Raw genomic sequence first — 13891 nt, 5'->3', positions numbered from 1 at the left:
CGTGAAGCAGGTGCGAGATCAAAGTCCTCGTCGTCGACGACCAGGTGCTCATCCGCGCGGGTCTGGCCGCGCTCCTGCGCGCCGCGGGCCTGGAGGTCGTGGGCGAGGCCGCCGACGGTGAGGAGGCCGTTCGCCTGGCCGCCACGCTGCGGCCCGACGTGATCCTCATGGACATCAGGATGCCCGGCATCAACGGCCTGACGGCGACCGAGCGCATCCTGGCCGCCGCCCACGACCCGCCGCCCAAGGTGCTCATCCTGACCACGTTCGACCTCGACGAGTACGTCTACAACGCGCTGCGCCTGGGCGCCGGCGGGTTCCTGCTCAAGGACACCCCGCCCGAACGCCTGATCGCCGCCATCCACACGGTCGCGGCGGGCGACATCCTGCTGGCCCCGGCCGCGACCAGGCGGCTGATCGAGGCGTTCGCCGAGCCGCCCGCCCCACTGCCCGCCCCCTCACTCGACCGGCTCACCGGGCGCGAGACGGAGGTGCTGCGGCTGGTCGGGCACGCGCTGTCGAACAAGGAGATCGCCGAGCGGCTGTCGGTGAGCGAGGGCACGGTCAAGACGCATCTCAACCGGCTGATGGCCAAGCTCGGGTTGAGCAGCCGGGCGCAGGTGGTGGTGGTGTCGTACGACGCCGGCCTCGTCCGCCCCGGCCACCCGCTGTCCCCCCGGACGTCCGCCGGCGACCAGGGTTAGCGCAGGACGCCCGCGCTCAGCGGTCGGGCGTGAGCAGGGGCTTGACGTCGAGGATCGGGGTCGCGTCGAGCGCCTCCAGGTTGCGGACGTGCACCCGCCGGCCCTCGACGGCCAGGATGTGCACGGTGTGCAGGCCGATCGGGTTGGGCCGGTCGGGTGCGCGGGTGGCGAAGACGCCGGTGAGCGGCCGGGCGGCGTCGCCACGCGGGTGGACGGCCAGGGTGTCGCGGTCGGCCCGGTCGAGCCAGGTGAGCAGCAGGACGTCGGTGCCCGGGGTCAGGCCGTCGAGGGCGGGGGCGTACCGGTCGTCGAAGACCAGCCAGGCGTCGGGGGCTCCCTCGTCGGGCTGCCGGGGCGCCGCCGCGCGATCGGTCAGTGTCGACTCGACGCGCCCGACGGGGCGCAGCGTGTGTTCGGTCACGAGTCCTGGATCCTTCCCCGTGCGGGGACGCCGGTCAAGACCGCCGTCCGGCGGGGTCATTCGTCGAGCGTGAGGCCGGCGAGCTGGCCGCGGGCGGTGACGCCCAGCTTGGGGAAGGCCTTGTACAGGTGCTGGCCCACCGTGCGCGGGCTCAGGAACAGGTGCGCGGCGATGTCCCGGTTGGACAGCCCGGTGGCGGCCAGCTGCACGATCTGCCGTTCCTGCGGGGTGAGCCGCGCGAACCGGGCCGCGCCGGTGCGGCGTGGCGCGCTCCAGCCCGTGGCGCCCAGTTCGGTACGCGTGCGCGCGGCCGGCGCGGCGCGGAAGTGCGCGCCGGGGTCGCCGGCGGTGTCCAGCAGCGCCCGGCAGCGCAGGACCAGGGCGTCGGCCCAGCGCCGGCCCAGCGTCGCCGCCCACGACTCCAGCCGGGCGAACGGCTCCGCCGCGCGGGCGATCCTGCCGCTGCGCAGCGCGGCCTCGACCAGGTCGGGCACGTGGTGCATGGCCTGGATGCGGTTGCGGGAGCGCCCGTAGACGAGCGATTCCAGGCTGAGCAGGGCCTGCCCGGAACGTCCCTGACCGAGGTGGAGCAGGGCGAGCGCGCCCGGGTGGGCGGTGGCCGGATCGAGCGCCTCGCCCCGGACGGCCGCGAACCGGTCCAGCAGCCCGGCCGCCTGGCGCGCCCACGCGGGCTGGCCGGTGTCGGCGGAGATGGCCACGGCCTCGGTGGCCAGGCTGCGCGCCTCGGCGTGGCGGCCGCGCGCGTACTCGACGCGGGAGAGGAACGTCAGCGCCTGCGGCAGCAGGCCGACCATGCCCTCGGCCCGGATCGTGGCGGTGGCCGCGGAGGCCAGCATGTGGGTGCGGGCGTCGTAGTCGGCCAGGCCCAGGCCGCCGATCAGCAGCAGCCCGCGGCGGTCGGCCTTCGCCGGCGCGCGGGCCGACTCCACCACCTCGGCCAGGGCCGGCAGCCCGTCGGCCGGCCGGCCGAGCGCCATGGCGATGAACCAGCGCGACAGCCGGTGCACCGGGGCGACCTCGTCGTCCGGCGGCACCTGGAGGGCGTCGAGCTGCTCGGCGGTGCGCCAGGCCATGTCGCGGTCGCCGTCGAACCAGATCATGGACCGTCAACGCCTGGGTCGCCTTCCCCTCGCCGGACGAGGACGAGTTCACCGCCGACGAGCAGCGCCGCCTGGGCATCATGCAGACCTTCATGCGGGAGGGCCTGGGGTTCAACAGATCATGCCCGCGACCGCGTCCTGACCGACGTCAGCCTCATGTGGTTCACCGCCACCGCCGGGTCGGTCGCCAACCTCTACTTCGAGGTCGGCCACGACCCGGGCGCCTACGGCCCAAGCCGCGGGTGACCGTCCCCACGGCCGTGCTGCTGGCCAGGGACGACGTGACGATCCGGCGCTTCGCCGAGCGGGACGCCGACGTCCGGCGCTGGACCGGGCTCGACCGCGGCGGCGCGTACCTGGCGCTGGAGGCGCCGGAGCTGCTGGCGGCGGACGTGCGGGCGTTCTTCGGGCCCCTGGCGAGCGCCTGACAGGCGGATCTGCAGGATTCACGGGCCGTCTGATGACATCGGCATCTGGTGGGCGGCCCGCCCGGGGGGACAAGGTGGGACCGGCATTTCGCCGGCGGCGTGTCGAGAACGCGGCGCCGGCTCCGTCCTGGGAACATCGGCGGCCGGCGAGCGGCCGCATTTGACGAAGGAGGCCCGGCGTGGCGATCCAGCGGATGGACAACGTGCTCATCGTCGTCGAAGACCTTGACGCGGTGATCGCGTTCTTCCTCGAACTCGGCATGGAGCTGGAGGGCAGGGGGCCGATCGAGGGGCGCTGGGCGGAACGGGTCATCGGGCTCGACGGCGTCCGGCAGGAGGTCGCGATGCTGCGGATCCCGGGCGGCTCCGGCGGGATCGAGCTGGCCATGTTCCACACTCCGCAGCCGATCCGCCCCGAACCGGCGGACCCGCCGGCGAACACGCTGGGCATCCGCCGCGTCATGTTCGCCGTCGACGACGTCGAGGACGTCGTCTCACGCCTGCGCCGGCACGGCGCCGAGCTCGTCGGCACGCTGGAGCGGTTCGAGGACAGCTACCTGCTGTGCTACGTCCGCGGCCCCGAGGGGATCGTCGTCGGGCTGGCCCAGCAGCTCGGCGGGTGATCAGCCCCCGGTGGGGGCGGGCCGCCGGGTGGCGGCGAGGTCGAGCTCCAGCGCCACCTTCCTGGCGACGAGCCCGGCGACGGCGGTCCACTTCACGCCCCAGTCGGTGCGGTCGATCGTGACGCCGCCCTTGAGCCGCAGGTCGTCCCCGTCGCCGGTCAGCTCCAGCTCCAGGGTGATCGGGTTGCGCACGCCGCGGATGCTCAGGTCCCCGGTGACCCGGAAGGCCGCCTCACCGGTCCGCTCCACCCGGTCCGAGGTGAAGGTGATCACCGGGTGGTCGGCGTCCCTGAGGTACTTGCCCCGCAGGTACCGGTCGCGCTGCGGGTTGCCGGTCCGGACGCTGGCCGCCTGGACGGTGAGCTCGACGCGCGACCTGGACGGGTCGTCGCCGTCCAGGTGGCCGGTTCCGGCGAACCGGTCGAACTGCCCGTGCACGGCGGGGCCGACGGTGTGCCGGGCGACGAAGCCGATCCGGGTGCGGGCCTGATCGAGGACGTAGTCGCCGGTCAGGGCGCGCAGGCTGGTCGTCATGCCGGGCGCTCCTGGTCGCCGGCGGGGGCCGAGCCCGGCAGCGGACTGGTGTCGAGGTATCTGACCTCGTAGACGCGTTCGGCGAACTTCCAGCCGTCGCCGGTGCGCTGGTAGCGGTCGTGGTAGACGGCGTGGTTGGTGTGGGAGCCGCCGTCGCGCATCCGCCCGAACTCGTGGATGTAGGTCCGGCCGGTCGCGGTGTCGCCGTCGATCCGGATGACGCCCGGGTGGACGTTCTGCACGAAGAACTCCCAGAGGCCCTGCCCCCACTCGATCCCGGCGCGGATCGCCTCCCGTCCGGCGAACTCCTTGCCGATGTGCGGCCACCGCATGACGCCGCCGGGCGTGAACAGGGCTTCGACGCGGTCGTAGTCGCGGGTCAGCACCGCGTCGGTGAGTTCGCCGCACAGCGCCTCGATCTCGACGCGGTCGGCCATGGCTTGCAGGTCGGTCATGTGGATCTCCCCCTCAGGTGGTGCGTCCAGCATCGGGGCAGGTCGGAGGCCGAACAAGGTAGGGTTCGTGGGGCGATCCATAACATGGGGGTTATCTGTGGAGCTGAGGGACGTCGAGATCTTCCTGACGCTCGCCGAGGAGCTGCACTTCGGCCGTACCGCCGAGCGGCTGCGCGTCTCGCAGGCCCGCGTCAGCCAGGCCGTCAGCAGGCAGGAACGGCGTCTCGGCGTGGCGCTGTTCGACCGCACCAGCCGGCGGGTGGCGCTGACCCCCGTCGGCCGCCGCCTGCGGGAGGATCTGCGGCAGGCCTACGACCTGCTCCAGGAGGGGCTGGCCCGGGCCGAGGCCGCGGGGGTGGGCGCGGGCCGCACGCTGCGCCTGGGCGTGTTCGGCCACGCGGGCTACGAGCTGCGCCCGCTCGTCGACGCCTTCCAAGCCCGCCATCCCGGCGCCGAGGTCCGCTTCAGCGAGGTCACCGGCGGCGACCCGTTCGCCGCCCTGCGCGCCGGGGACGCCGACGCGCACGTGTTGTGGTTGCCGGTGGCCGAACCCGACCTCACCGTGGGCCCCACCGTGCTCGTCACCGGCCGGGTGCTGGCGGTGTCGGCCGGGCATCCGCTCGCCGGGCGGGGCGGCGCGTCGCTGGAGGACCTGGCCGACGAGCATGTCGTCGACCTGGGCCCCGCGGCTCCGGAGTACTGGGTGGCGTCGATGGTCCCCACCCGCACGCCGCTGGGCCGCCGTATCCCGCGCGGGCCGGTCGCGCGGACGTTCCACGAGATCCTCGCCCTGGTCGCCGCCGGGCAGTGCGTCCATCCGCTGGGCGAGATCGCGGCCCGCTACAACCGGCCGCCCGGCGTCGTCTTCGTGCCGCTGCACGACGCCCCGGCTCTCCGGTTCGCCCTGGTCTGGTCGTCCACCGCCGACGGTCCCGCCGTACGCGCGCTGGCCAGGACCGCCGCCGAGCTCGGCCCGCTCTCGCTCGGCGGGACCGGCGAGCCGGGCTGAGGTCCGCTCCCCCGCCCTACGCGGTGGTGGGCGCGCCCGCGACGCGGCGCTCGCCGCCGTTGCGCTCCTGCCAGAACCGGTACACCTCGACGGCGTCCGCGCGCGGCTCGTGGCGCATCGGCAGCCGGCGCCGCTGCCAGGGCTTGGCGAACTCGTCGTAGAAGGTGCCCAGCTCGAAGTACTTGCGGTCGTCCACGTAGTGGGGCTCGTAGGCGTCCCGGGTGGTGAGGAAGACGACCTCGGCCGGGGAGCAGTAGTACAGCGCCCCCAGGCACATCGGGCAGGGGTGGGCGAGCACGTAGATGGTGGCGTCGGTCAGGTGCTCGGTGCCGAGCCTGGTGCAGGCCTCACGGATGGCGAGGATCTCCGCGTGGGCGGTCGGATCGCCGGTCTGGGCGACCTTGTTGGCGCTCTCGGCCAGGAGCTCGCCGTCCCTGACGATGACGGTCGCGAACGGGCGGCCGCCCTCGGCGACGTTCTGGCGGGCGAGGTCGATGGTGCGCTGGACGAAGTCCATGAAGTCCTCCGGAAGTGGTCGGCAGGGCCCTGTCGGTGGGCCCTGCCGGAAGGGTTCTGTCGGAAAGGCCCGGTCAGAAGGGCTTGGTCGGCAGGTACTTGCCGTCCAGGGTGATGACGGCGCGCTCGCCGCCCTCGGGGTCGGCGACCTTCTTCACGTCGAGCCGGAAGTTGATGGCGGAGATGATGCCGTCGCCGAACTGCTCGTGGACCAGGGCCTTGAGGGTCGTCCCGTAGACCTGGAGCATCTCGTAGAAGCGGTACATGGTCGGGTCGGTCGGGATCCGGTCCGGCATCGAGCCGCGGACCGGGATGGTCTGCAGCAGCGTCGCCGCGTCCTCGCCGAGGTCCAGCAGCTCGGCCACGGCGCGGGCGGAGCTCTCCGGCAGCGGGTGCTGGCCGAGGACGGCGGCGGTGGTGAAGGCCACCGACAGGCCGGCGGCGTCGGCGATCTGCTGCCAGGTCAGGTCCTTGCGGGTCTTGGCCTCGACGGCGGCGGCGGCCAGGGCCTGGCGGGCGGTGGGGTCGAACTGTGCGTGCACCATGGTTGGTTACGTCCTTCTCTTCGGGTGGTGTCGGAATGGCTGCAGGCTCCCCGCAGGCAGGTCGCGGGCGGGAACCCCGGAGCCGGGTCAGGCGATGAGCGCGGCGCCCGCGGCGGTCAGCTCCTCGACGCGGCCGGTCGGGATGTCGTAGACCCAGCCGTGCAGGGCGACCTTCCCCGCCGCCAGCGCGTGGGCGACCGACGGGTGGGTGGCCAGGTTCGCCAGCTGGGCGAGCACGTTCTGCCGCACCAGGCCCGGCACGTCACCGTGGGCGGGGGTGCGGGCCCGGGAGGCGTCCGCGTGCCGCAGCCAGGCGGCGACGGTCGGGGCGCCGCTGAGGTCGTGCCCCTCGGCCAGCGCGGTCATCGCGCCGCACGCCGAGTGGCCGCAGACGACGACGTCCCGCACGCCCAGCGCGGCGACCGCGTACTCGATGCTCGCGGCCACCCCGTCGGCTTCGGGGCGGTAGGCGGGCACCAGGTTGCCGGCGGTGCGGATGACGAACAGGTCACCCGGCTCGGTGCCGGTGATCAACTCGGGGACGACGCGGGCGTCGGAGCAGCCGATGAACAGCGTGTGCGGTGTGTGATGGGTGGCCAGACGGGCGAAGAGCTCCGCCTTGGCCGGGAAGACGTCCCGCTGGAAACGGGCGACGCCCTCGGCGAGGTTCTGCATGGTCACTCCCTTCGGCGGTGGCCGGCCCTTTCGGGCTGCTGACATCCAGCATGCATGACCTGGGTCTATAGTGTCCAAGAGATGTTCCGCCTGAAAGTCATTGGTCTGGTCTATAGTTTGTCCATGGCCGCTCTCGAACTGCGTCACGTGCGCTACCTGCTCGCCGTGGCCGAACACGGCAACTTCACCCGCGCCGCCGAGGAGCTGCACATCTCGCAGCCCACGCTCTCCCAGCAGATCAGGCAGCTCGAGCGGACCTTGGGCGTGCAACTGCTGGACCGCACCGGCCGCGCGGTGCGACTCACCGACGCCGGGGCCGTCTACACCGACCACGCCCGGCGCGCGCTTCGCGACCTGGCCGCCGCCGAACGCGCCGTGCACGACGTCCAGAACCTGTCCCGCGGCCACCTCCGGCTGGGCGTCACCCCCACCTTCACCGCCTACCTGGTCGGCCCGCTCACCGCCGAGCTGTACGCGCGCCACCCGGCCGTCGGCCTCACCCTGACCGAGATGCCCCAGGACCGCATGGAAGCGGCCCTGCTCGCCGACGACCTCGACCTCGGCATCGCCTTCGCCGGCCCCCACCTGCCCGGCATCACCCCCGCCGCGCTGTTCACCGAGACCCTCAGCCTCGTCACCGGCACCCCGCACGCCCGGACGCCGGCCGTCCCCCTCCCGGTGGGCGCGCTCAAGGACGAGCGGCTCGCCCTGCTCAGCGGCGACTTCGCCACCCGAGGCCACATCGACGCCTACTTCGCCCGCCACCGGGCCGCGCCCCGCATCGCGGTCGAGGCCAACTCCATCCAGGCGCTCACCGAGATCGTGCGCCGCACCCCGCTGGCCACCGTCCTGCCCGACGCCGTCACCCACGACCATCCGCACCTCACACCGGTCCCCCTCGACCCGCCGCTGCCCAGCCGCACCGTCACCCTGCTGCACCGCGAGGGCGCCTACCGCAGCGCCGCCGCCCGCGCCTTCACCGAGCTCACCCGGGACTTCGTCCGCTCCCGCGGCTACACCCAACCCGCCTGAAGCCGGGCGCGCCTACACCCCGCCGGTCTGGGCCTGCTGTGCCGCTTCAGGATCGCCATGGGCATGGCCGGTGTCGCCGGACGCCGTGGTCTCGGGCTGGGAGCCGGGCAACGGGTGCCATCCGCCGTCGGGCGACCGGTAGGCGGCCGCGACCAGCTCCGTCGTCCCGGCCGGGCCGCCGTCGCCGTCAGTCCCGTCGTGGAGGAGCGCACGGGTCCCGGCACGTGGCCAGACCCTTTTCGGGCTCGATTCCTGTGCCCGCGGGGCCAAGGATTCCTGACCTCGACACTTTTCGTGGTGGATCGAATACTGAGCGTGACAAACTCCCCGGACGGAAGGACCCCCCATGCCCACCGCCCGCATCGCCGCCGGTCAGACCAACCCCGGACAGGGCTGGCAGGCCTACGGCTCCAACGGCATCTACATCGACGTCGACACCGGCTCCGCGCACTTCTCCGGGCGTCCCGTCTACGTCACCTCCATCAGCAGCACCGGCGGCAACCAGTGGAACCTGGTCGGCCCCAGCGCCGTCTACGACGCCACCGCCACCAAGTTCCGCGTCTACGTGCAATGGCGTGACGCGTCGGCGCTGTCCCCGGGCACCGCCCAGCAGTTCGGCTGGTACATCCAGTGGATCGGCTACGACAACCCCTGACCCGCGACTCGCACGGCCGGCCGGCGCCCGGACAGGCGCCGGCCGGCCGCGCCGTGAGGCCTAGGTCCCCGCAACGCGCCCCCGGGCGGTCACCGTCAGCGGTCCGCCAGGCGCCGCACGTCCGCACGAGGCCGCTGCCGACCAGGGAAGGGAGATCGGCGTCTCCTGAGACAGGAAGATCCATCGCGTCTCCACGGCCGTGACGCCGGCACACCCGTACGGGGCCGAAACCCGCGCCGTGCCCGGCCAGCCCCCTCCACTCTTAAGATCCCTCAAAAGCCCCAACAAGAGGACGTTACGCATGCGGACCATCTACGCCGTCACCCATCCGGAAGCGACGCACCACGTCGAGAGGGTCGTAGGCGGCTGGCATGATTCGCGGCTGACACCGGCCGGCCTCAGCGCGGCGGTCTCCATCGCGCGGGCCCTGCGGGCTCGAATCCCAGTTGGCGCCGACGTGGAGCTGTTCTCCTCAGATCTCCAGCGCACCCGGCAAACCGCCGAGAAGGTCGCCGAGCTGTTCGGCGTGAAGCCCGTCCTGGACCGCCGACTTCGGGAGAAATCCTATGGAGAGGCAGGGGAAAGGCCACAGGAGTGGCTGGACCGACGATTCATCCCGCCACCGGCGGTCGGGGAACGGCTGGAGCACGACGAGGGCGTGGCGGGCGCCGAGACCAAGGCGGCATTGGCGCGGCGCGTCTACGCGGCCATGGGCGAGATCCTGCAGCGCCCCTGCGAACACCAGATCATCGTGACTCATGGCGGCTCCCTGACATGCGTCGTGACGTCCTGGATCAAGATGCCGATCAACGCGATCGGCTACGCCAGTTTCCGGGTTCCGCCGGGCAGCATCACCACGCTGCGCGAGGACGACTACTTCCACAACCGCACGGTCGTCAGCCTCGGCGACACCCGCCATCTCGATCCGCCCGCAGCCCACTGAACCTCCTCACTTCAGACATGACCGGTCAAACCGAACGCCCGCTGCTCTTCCTCGACGTCGACGGGCCCCTTCTCCCCTTCGGCGACAACCCGCACCGCGCACCACGGCCGGGCTCGCGCCTGGTTCGGCTCACCCCCGAGCTGGGGAGTCGGCTGGCAGCGCTACCCTGCGAACTTGTCTGGGCGACAACGCGGGAAGAGCACGTGGAGGCCCGCAGGGGGCTCGCCGACGGGGACTTCGCAGTCCTCGATCAATGGCTTCGTGCCCTGTGAGTCACCCGCGATCCACGGAGTCGTCGAAGCCGCGCTCAGCCATCGCCCCACCTGCTTTGTCAGCATGAGTGATCGCTCATGGCAGGGGCGGTGTTCGGCATTGGCGCTCGTGAGGGGGGCGTCGCATAGTGAGGGCCATGGACCGATCCCTGCGCGTCGCGGTCATCGGCGACCGAGATCCGGCGTTTCCTCCGCATCTGGCCACCGACGACGCGCTGCGCCACGCCGCCGCGCACCTCGGCATCGACGTGGACGTCCGCTGGCTCGCCACCGATCCGCTTGAGTCCGACCTGGCCGAGGTCGAGGCCGCCGACGTGTTGTGGTGCGCGCCCGGCAGCCCGTACCGCAGCCTGGCCGGCGCGCTGGCCGCGCTCCGGCACGGCCGCGAGCACGGCGTCCCCACGCTGGGGACGTGCGGCGGCTGCCAGCACATGGTCATCGAGTACGCACGCCACGTGCTCGGCCATGAGGACGCCCAGCACGCCGAGTACGACCCGTACGCCTCGACCCTGTTCGTCTCGGAGCTGACCTGCTCGCTGGCGGGCAAGACCATGCCCGTGGCTCTGAATGCCGGTTCCCGGGTGGCCGCGTTGTACGGGCGGACCGACGTCGAGGAGGAGTACTACTGCAACTTCGGCCTCGCCCCCGGCCGGCAAGCGATCCTGCACGACGGCGGCTTCCTGGTCACCGGCGTGGACGGCGACGGCGAGGCCCGGGTGCTGGAGCTTCCCGGGCACCCGTACTACGTGGCCACGCTGTTCGTGCCGCAGGCCCGCTCGCGTCCCGGGGAGCCACACCCCTTGGTGGCCGGTCTGCTGCGTGCGGCGCTGTGACGTTCACCCAGCTCAGGGTCCTGCAGGCGGTCGCGCGGACCGGCAACATGACCAGGGCCGCCGAGGAGCTGACCACCAGCCAGTCCGCCGTCAGTCACGCGTTGCGCGCGCTGGAGAGCGAGCTCGGGGTGGCGCTGCTGGTACGAGGCAGCCACGGGGTGCGCCTGACGGCGGCCGGGCGGGCCGTGTGCCGCCGCGCGACGCTCATCCTCACCCAGGCGGAGGCGCTGGAGCAGGAGGTGGCCGCGATCCGCGGGCAGGAGCGCGGCAGCCTGCGCGTCGGCGTCATCCCCAGCGCCAACGCCCGGCTGCTGCCGCCGCTCCTGCGCCGGTTCGCCGAAGCGCATCCGCGGGTGCGGCTCGCGGTGATGGAGGGCGCGGACGACGAGGTCCTGGAGTGGCTGGAGACCGGGGCGGCCGACCTCGCCACCGTGTCGGCCGCGGCCGGTGCGGTCTCACTGACCGCCGGGTCGGTGGCGCGGCCGCTGCCCGCCGGGTCGGTGGCGCGGCCGCTGGCCGCCGACCGCATGCTGGCCGTCCTGCCCAGCGGTCACGAGCTGAGCGTCCGCGATTCGCTGCCGGTGGCCGAACTGGCGCGGCACCCCTTCATCATGTCCACGGGCGGGTGCGAGCCGCTGATCACGGCGATCGCGCGGGCGGCGGGTGCGAGCCTGAGATGTCACTACCGGGTGCGTGACACCAACAGCATCCTCGCCATGGTCGCCGAAGGGCTCGGGCTGAGCATCGTCCCCGAGCTGGCGCTGCCCGCCCACCTCAGCGGCGTGCACGCGATCCCGCTGGAGCCGGCCGCCGAGCGGACCGTCCTGCTCGTCCTGCCCGCGGACCCGCTCCCGGCAGCCGTCGCCTTCGCCGAACTGGCCACCGCCCACCGTGCGGCGTCCCCGTGAAGGCTCCACGACGCCGCCACCGGCGGTTTCCGTACGTACGCGCAGCATGACGGCGATCAGCGGGTCGCCTCAGGCCGCAGGCAGGGCGGGGCGACGGCGTCGGGCGGCAGGCGGCGTGCCAGGCGGTGGCGAGCAGGGTGTACAGCCGCTCCCTGAGCGCACGCAGCACGTAGGTGGCGATCAGCACGCGGCGCGCGTCGAACCTGTCGACGAGGGGCCCGGCCACCGGGTTGGCCGGCGGCCCCACGACCGCCGCCACGGTGACCCCGAGCCCGGCGGTCGTCCTGGGCAGGCCGGTCACCTCGTGGATGAACAGCAGGGTCAGGGGCACGTACAGCCGGCATGAAGGCGGCCTCCGGTCCGTCCATGGTCCTCGGTCTCCGGCTCTCGCCGGCCTCCGTCCTGGGCGCGGGCGAGCAGCGGCCCGCGCCCCCGGGGGTCAGTTGTTCGCGATGAAGTCGGCGACCAGCCGGTTGAACTCGTCGGCGTGCTCGATCATCGCCCAGTGCCCGCAGCGGTTGAGCAGCACCAGCCGGCTGTCCGGGATGTTGGCCAGCAGGTAGAGGGACGTCTCGAACGACACGACGCGGTCGTCGCGGCCGTGGATGAGCAGGGTCGGCGCCTGGATCCCCGGCAGCAGCTCCGGCCTGACCCACTTGGGCAGCGGGGCGCCCTTCGGCAGGCCGTCCACGTAGTTGCGCAGGTGGTCGGGGCGGGCGAGCGCGGCGTCCGAACGGGCCTGGCACAGCTCGGGGGTGGCGAACCTGGCCTTGTCGTGGACCATGATCTCGACGAGCCGGCGCATGTTCTCCGGGCTCGCGTCCCGGTACGCCTCGATCAGCACCTTCAGCCCCTCGGACGGGCCGTCGCCGGCGCCGAACAGCGTGGGGATCCGGCCGACCGGCGGCCCCATGGTGATCAGGTGCGAGATCCGGCCGGGGTGCTCGGTGGCCAGCCGCAGCGAGGTCTGCCCGCCCATCGAGTTGCCGACGAACGCGGCCCGCTCGATGCCGAGGGCGTCGAGGAACTGGATCGCCGCCTCCACGTGGTCGAGCCGGTCGACGGTCGCCGGGTCGGACTCGCCCCAGCCGGGCATGTCGACGGCATAGACGTGGAAGCGCTCGGCCAGCGCCTCGATGTTGCCGGCGAAGTTGCTCCAGCCCGTGGCGCCCGGCCCGCTGCCGTGCAGCAGCACGACCGGATGGCCGGAGCCGGCCTTGTAGTAGCGCAGCTTCCAGTCCTTGGTGCGGACGGTGCGTGCGATGTCCTTGGCGTCGAGTGCCATCAGTGGTCCTCCCCGTTGGGCGTGGGCGCGGCGGCCAGCAGTCCGGCGACGACGCCCGGGGGGCGGTGGCCCCAGCTGTGCAGCTTGTCGAGCGTCTTCACCTCCCACGTCGCCTCGTCGATGATCAGTCCGCCCCAGCCGTACTCCACGCTGAAGCCGGAGGGGGTGTGGACGTAGAAGCTGAACATGTGGTCGTTCGGATGCATCCCGAGCGTCATCTCGAACGGCTGCCCGGCGTCCATGCACCGGTCGTAGGCCAGGCCGACGTCGCGGATGTCGGTCACCTCGACCATGAAGTGGTGGGTCCTCTTCGGCGAGGGCAGGTCGCCGAAGGCCACGGTGTGGTGGCGGCCGTTGCAGTGCAGGAAGATCAGGTCGGCGACCACGCCCGGGGCCAGCTCCTCGACGATGACGTCGCTGACCTTGAAACCGAGCAGGTCGATGTAGAAGCGCAGGTACTCCTCCCGCGAGACGCCGTGGGCTAGCAGGACCTGGTGGCCCGCGCCGCCGGCGCCCGTCACGAACCCGCCGAGCAGCTTCGGCGACTCGAACGGCGTGGCGGCGTCGGCCAGGCCGGTGACCAGCTCGACCCGGTTGCCCATGGGGTCGGCGGTGACGAAGACGCGCTCGACCTTGCGGGCGGCGGCGAGGGCGTCGTCGCCCTGGGTGACCTCGACGCCGGCCGCGCGGACCCTGTCCACCAGGGCGTCCAGCGCGGCGGCGTCGGAGACCTCGTAGCCGGTGGCCACCAGGTCGTCGGCGGGGCCGCCGGTGACGATCCAGCGGTGGGCCTTCTCGTCGGTGCGCAGGGTGAAGCCGCCGTCGGTCTTCTCGCCGAAGGACATCCCCAGCAGCTCGACGGCGAAGTGCTCCCAGTCGGCGAGGTCGCTGACCTCGTGGACGACGTAACCGAGCTCCTTGACTCCGGACAT

The 13891-nt window shown here is 72.8% G+C and carries 18 protein-coding genes; 9 read left to right on the top strand and 9 right to left on the bottom strand.

Annotated features, from left to right (window positions below; genetic code table 11):
- Positions 1-17 precede the first annotated feature (17 nt).
- Positions 18-704: a response regulator gene (locus tag ACIBQ8_RS33465; RefSeq protein ID WP_397178465.1), complete on the top strand. Its 687-nt coding sequence runs from the start codon at positions 18-20 to the stop codon at positions 702-704.
- 16 nt (positions 705-720) lie between these two features.
- Here ACIBQ8_RS33465 and tsaA read toward each other — a convergent pair whose 3' ends face one another.
- Together tsaA and ACIBQ8_RS33455 are read right to left on the bottom strand one after the other, a co-directional pair.
- On the bottom strand, positions 721-1125 hold the full coding sequence (tsaA, locus tag ACIBQ8_RS33460; protein WP_352331243.1) for a tRNA (N6-threonylcarbamoyladenosine(37)-N6)-methyltransferase TrmO: 405 nt from the start codon (positions 1123-1125) through the stop codon (positions 721-723).
- Positions 1126-1181: 56 nt separating this feature from the next.
- Complete coding sequence (locus ACIBQ8_RS33455; RefSeq protein ID WP_397193914.1) at positions 1182-2246, bottom strand: LuxR C-terminal-related transcriptional regulator; 1065 nt, start codon at positions 2244-2246, stop codon at positions 1182-1184.
- Between the two features lie 242 nt (positions 2247-2488).
- Between ACIBQ8_RS33455 and ACIBQ8_RS33450 the strand changes: the two genes are divergently transcribed.
- Both ACIBQ8_RS33450 and ACIBQ8_RS33445 read left to right on the top strand, forming a co-directional pair.
- On the top strand, positions 2489-2674 hold the full coding sequence (locus tag ACIBQ8_RS33450; RefSeq protein WP_397193913.1) for a hypothetical protein: 186 nt from the start codon (positions 2489-2491) through the stop codon (positions 2672-2674).
- A 194-nt stretch (positions 2675-2868) separates the two neighbouring features.
- Positions 2869-3297, top strand: coding sequence for a VOC family protein (locus ACIBQ8_RS33445; protein WP_397178466.1), 429 nt, complete (start codon positions 2869-2871; stop codon positions 3295-3297).
- Here the strand turns inward: ACIBQ8_RS33445 and ACIBQ8_RS33440 are convergent, their stop codons facing one another.
- The gene (locus tag ACIBQ8_RS33440) at positions 3298-3831 is read right to left on the bottom strand and encodes a YceI family protein (protein ID WP_397193912.1); all 534 of its coding nucleotides are present in this window, start codon (positions 3829-3831) and stop codon (positions 3298-3300) included. It lies immediately after the preceding gene.
- Complete coding sequence (locus ACIBQ8_RS33435) at positions 3828-4286, bottom strand: nuclear transport factor 2 family protein (RefSeq protein WP_397193911.1); 459 nt, start codon at positions 4284-4286, stop codon at positions 3828-3830. The genes ACIBQ8_RS33440 and ACIBQ8_RS33435 overlap by 4 nt, the downstream gene beginning before the upstream one ends.
- A 97-nt stretch (positions 4287-4383) precedes the next feature.
- Here ACIBQ8_RS33435 and ACIBQ8_RS33430 point away from each other — a divergent pair, with 97 nt between their 5' ends.
- A complete protein-coding gene (locus ACIBQ8_RS33430; RefSeq protein WP_397178239.1) occupies positions 4384-5295 on the top strand; it encodes a LysR family transcriptional regulator in 912 nt (303 codons plus the stop codon).
- 16 nt (positions 5296-5311) lie between these two features.
- Here ACIBQ8_RS33430 and ACIBQ8_RS33425 read toward each other — a convergent pair whose 3' ends face one another.
- The 3 genes from ACIBQ8_RS33425 to ACIBQ8_RS33415 form a co-directional block, all read right to left on the bottom strand.
- On the bottom strand, positions 5312-5812 hold the full coding sequence (locus tag ACIBQ8_RS33425; protein WP_364342447.1) for a nucleoside deaminase: 501 nt from the start codon (positions 5810-5812) through the stop codon (positions 5312-5314).
- Between the two features lie 73 nt (positions 5813-5885).
- Positions 5886-6356 carry a cyanase gene (cynS, locus tag ACIBQ8_RS33420; protein ID WP_397178240.1) on the bottom strand — a complete coding sequence of 157 codons (471 nt, stop codon included), beginning with the start codon at positions 6354-6356 and terminating at the stop codon, positions 5886-5888.
- Positions 6357-6443: 87 nt separating this feature from the next.
- A complete protein-coding gene (locus ACIBQ8_RS33415; protein WP_397193910.1) occupies positions 6444-7031 on the bottom strand; it encodes a carbonic anhydrase in 588 nt (195 codons plus the stop codon).
- A 123-nt stretch (positions 7032-7154) separates the two neighbouring features.
- Between ACIBQ8_RS33415 and cynR the strand changes: the two genes are divergently transcribed.
- The 5 genes from cynR to ACIBQ8_RS33390 all read left to right on the top strand — a co-directional run bounded on the left by cynR (position 7155) and on the right by ACIBQ8_RS33390 (position 11674).
- Positions 7155-8063 carry a transcriptional regulator CynR gene (gene cynR / locus ACIBQ8_RS33410; RefSeq protein WP_397193909.1) on the top strand — a complete coding sequence of 303 codons (909 nt, stop codon included), beginning with the start codon at positions 7155-7157 and terminating at the stop codon, positions 8061-8063.
- Between the two features lie 346 nt (positions 8064-8409).
- Positions 8410-8718 carry a hypothetical protein gene (locus tag ACIBQ8_RS33405; protein ID WP_397178243.1) on the top strand — a complete coding sequence of 103 codons (309 nt, stop codon included), beginning with the start codon at positions 8410-8412 and terminating at the stop codon, positions 8716-8718.
- A 301-nt stretch (positions 8719-9019) separates the two neighbouring features.
- Complete coding sequence (locus tag ACIBQ8_RS33400) at positions 9020-9661, top strand: histidine phosphatase family protein (RefSeq protein ID WP_397193908.1); 642 nt, start codon at positions 9020-9022, stop codon at positions 9659-9661.
- Between the two features lie 409 nt (positions 9662-10070).
- Positions 10071-10766 carry a hypothetical protein gene (locus ACIBQ8_RS33395; RefSeq protein WP_397193907.1) on the top strand — a complete coding sequence of 232 codons (696 nt, stop codon included), beginning with the start codon at positions 10071-10073 and terminating at the stop codon, positions 10764-10766.
- Positions 10763-11674, top strand: coding sequence for a LysR family transcriptional regulator (locus tag ACIBQ8_RS33390; protein ID WP_397178246.1), 912 nt, complete (start codon positions 10763-10765; stop codon positions 11672-11674). Before ACIBQ8_RS33395 ends, ACIBQ8_RS33390 begins: the two co-directional genes overlap by 4 nt.
- 439 nt (positions 11675-12113) lie before the next feature.
- On the opposite strand, the gene ACIBQ8_RS33385 is transcribed toward ACIBQ8_RS33390, so the two are convergent.
- Together ACIBQ8_RS33385 and ACIBQ8_RS33380 are read right to left on the bottom strand one after the other, a co-directional pair.
- On the bottom strand, positions 12114-12959 hold the full coding sequence (locus ACIBQ8_RS33385) for an alpha/beta fold hydrolase (RefSeq protein ID WP_397193906.1): 846 nt from the start codon (positions 12957-12959) through the stop codon (positions 12114-12116).
- Positions 12959-13891 carry a VOC family protein gene (locus ACIBQ8_RS33380; RefSeq protein ID WP_397193905.1) on the bottom strand — a complete coding sequence of 311 codons (933 nt, stop codon included), beginning with the start codon at positions 13889-13891 and terminating at the stop codon, positions 12959-12961. The genes ACIBQ8_RS33385 and ACIBQ8_RS33380 overlap by 1 nt, the downstream gene beginning before the upstream one ends.

This window comes from Nonomuraea sp. NPDC049646, from assembly GCF_044465525.1.
Classification (GTDB): domain Bacteria; phylum Actinomycetota; class Actinomycetes; order Streptosporangiales; family Streptosporangiaceae; genus Nonomuraea.
Note: the sequence above shows the minus strand (reverse complement) of the source record. Positions and strands in the feature narration are given on the sequence as shown.

What these genes read in the sequence shown, in the direction of transcription:
- cynR (WP_397193909.1), top strand. Translation starts at nt 7,155, where the DNA reads ATGGCCGCTCTCGAACTGCGTCACGTGCGCTACCTGCTCGCCGTGGCC.
- ACIBQ8_RS33385 (WP_397193906.1), bottom strand. Translation starts at nt 12,959, where the DNA reads ATGGCACTCGACGCCAAGGACATCGCACGCACCGTCCGCACCAAGGAC.
- ACIBQ8_RS33415 (WP_397193910.1), bottom strand. Translation starts at nt 7,031, where the DNA reads ATGCAGAACCTCGCCGAGGGCGTCGCCCGTTTCCAGCGGGACGTCTTC.
- cynS (WP_397178240.1), bottom strand. Translation starts at nt 6,356, where the DNA reads ATGGTGCACGCACAGTTCGACCCCACCGCCCGCCAGGCCCTGGCCGCC.
- ACIBQ8_RS33445 (WP_397178466.1), top strand. Translation starts at nt 2,869, where the DNA reads ATGGACAACGTGCTCATCGTCGTCGAAGACCTTGACGCGGTGATCGCG.
- ACIBQ8_RS33405 (WP_397178243.1), top strand. Translation starts at nt 8,410, where the DNA reads ATGCCCACCGCCCGCATCGCCGCCGGTCAGACCAACCCCGGACAGGGC.
- ACIBQ8_RS33380 (WP_397193905.1), bottom strand. Translation starts at nt 13,891, where the DNA reads ATGTCCGGAGTCAAGGAGCTCGGTTACGTCGTCCACGAGGTCAGCGAC.
- ACIBQ8_RS33395 (WP_397193907.1), top strand. Translation starts at nt 10,071, where the DNA reads ATGGACCGATCCCTGCGCGTCGCGGTCATCGGCGACCGAGATCCGGCG.
- ACIBQ8_RS33435 (WP_397193911.1), bottom strand. Translation starts at nt 4,286, where the DNA reads ATGACCGACCTGCAAGCCATGGCCGACCGCGTCGAGATCGAGGCGCTG.
- ACIBQ8_RS33455 (WP_397193914.1), bottom strand. Translation starts at nt 2,246, where the DNA reads ATGATCTGGTTCGACGGCGACCGCGACATGGCCTGGCGCACCGCCGAG.
- ACIBQ8_RS33400 (WP_397193908.1), top strand. Translation starts at nt 9,020, where the DNA reads ATGCGGACCATCTACGCCGTCACCCATCCGGAAGCGACGCACCACGTC.
- ACIBQ8_RS33425 (WP_364342447.1), bottom strand. Translation starts at nt 5,812, where the DNA reads ATGGACTTCGTCCAGCGCACCATCGACCTCGCCCGCCAGAACGTCGCC.
- ACIBQ8_RS33440 (WP_397193912.1), bottom strand. Translation starts at nt 3,831, where the DNA reads ATGACGACCAGCCTGCGCGCCCTGACCGGCGACTACGTCCTCGATCAG.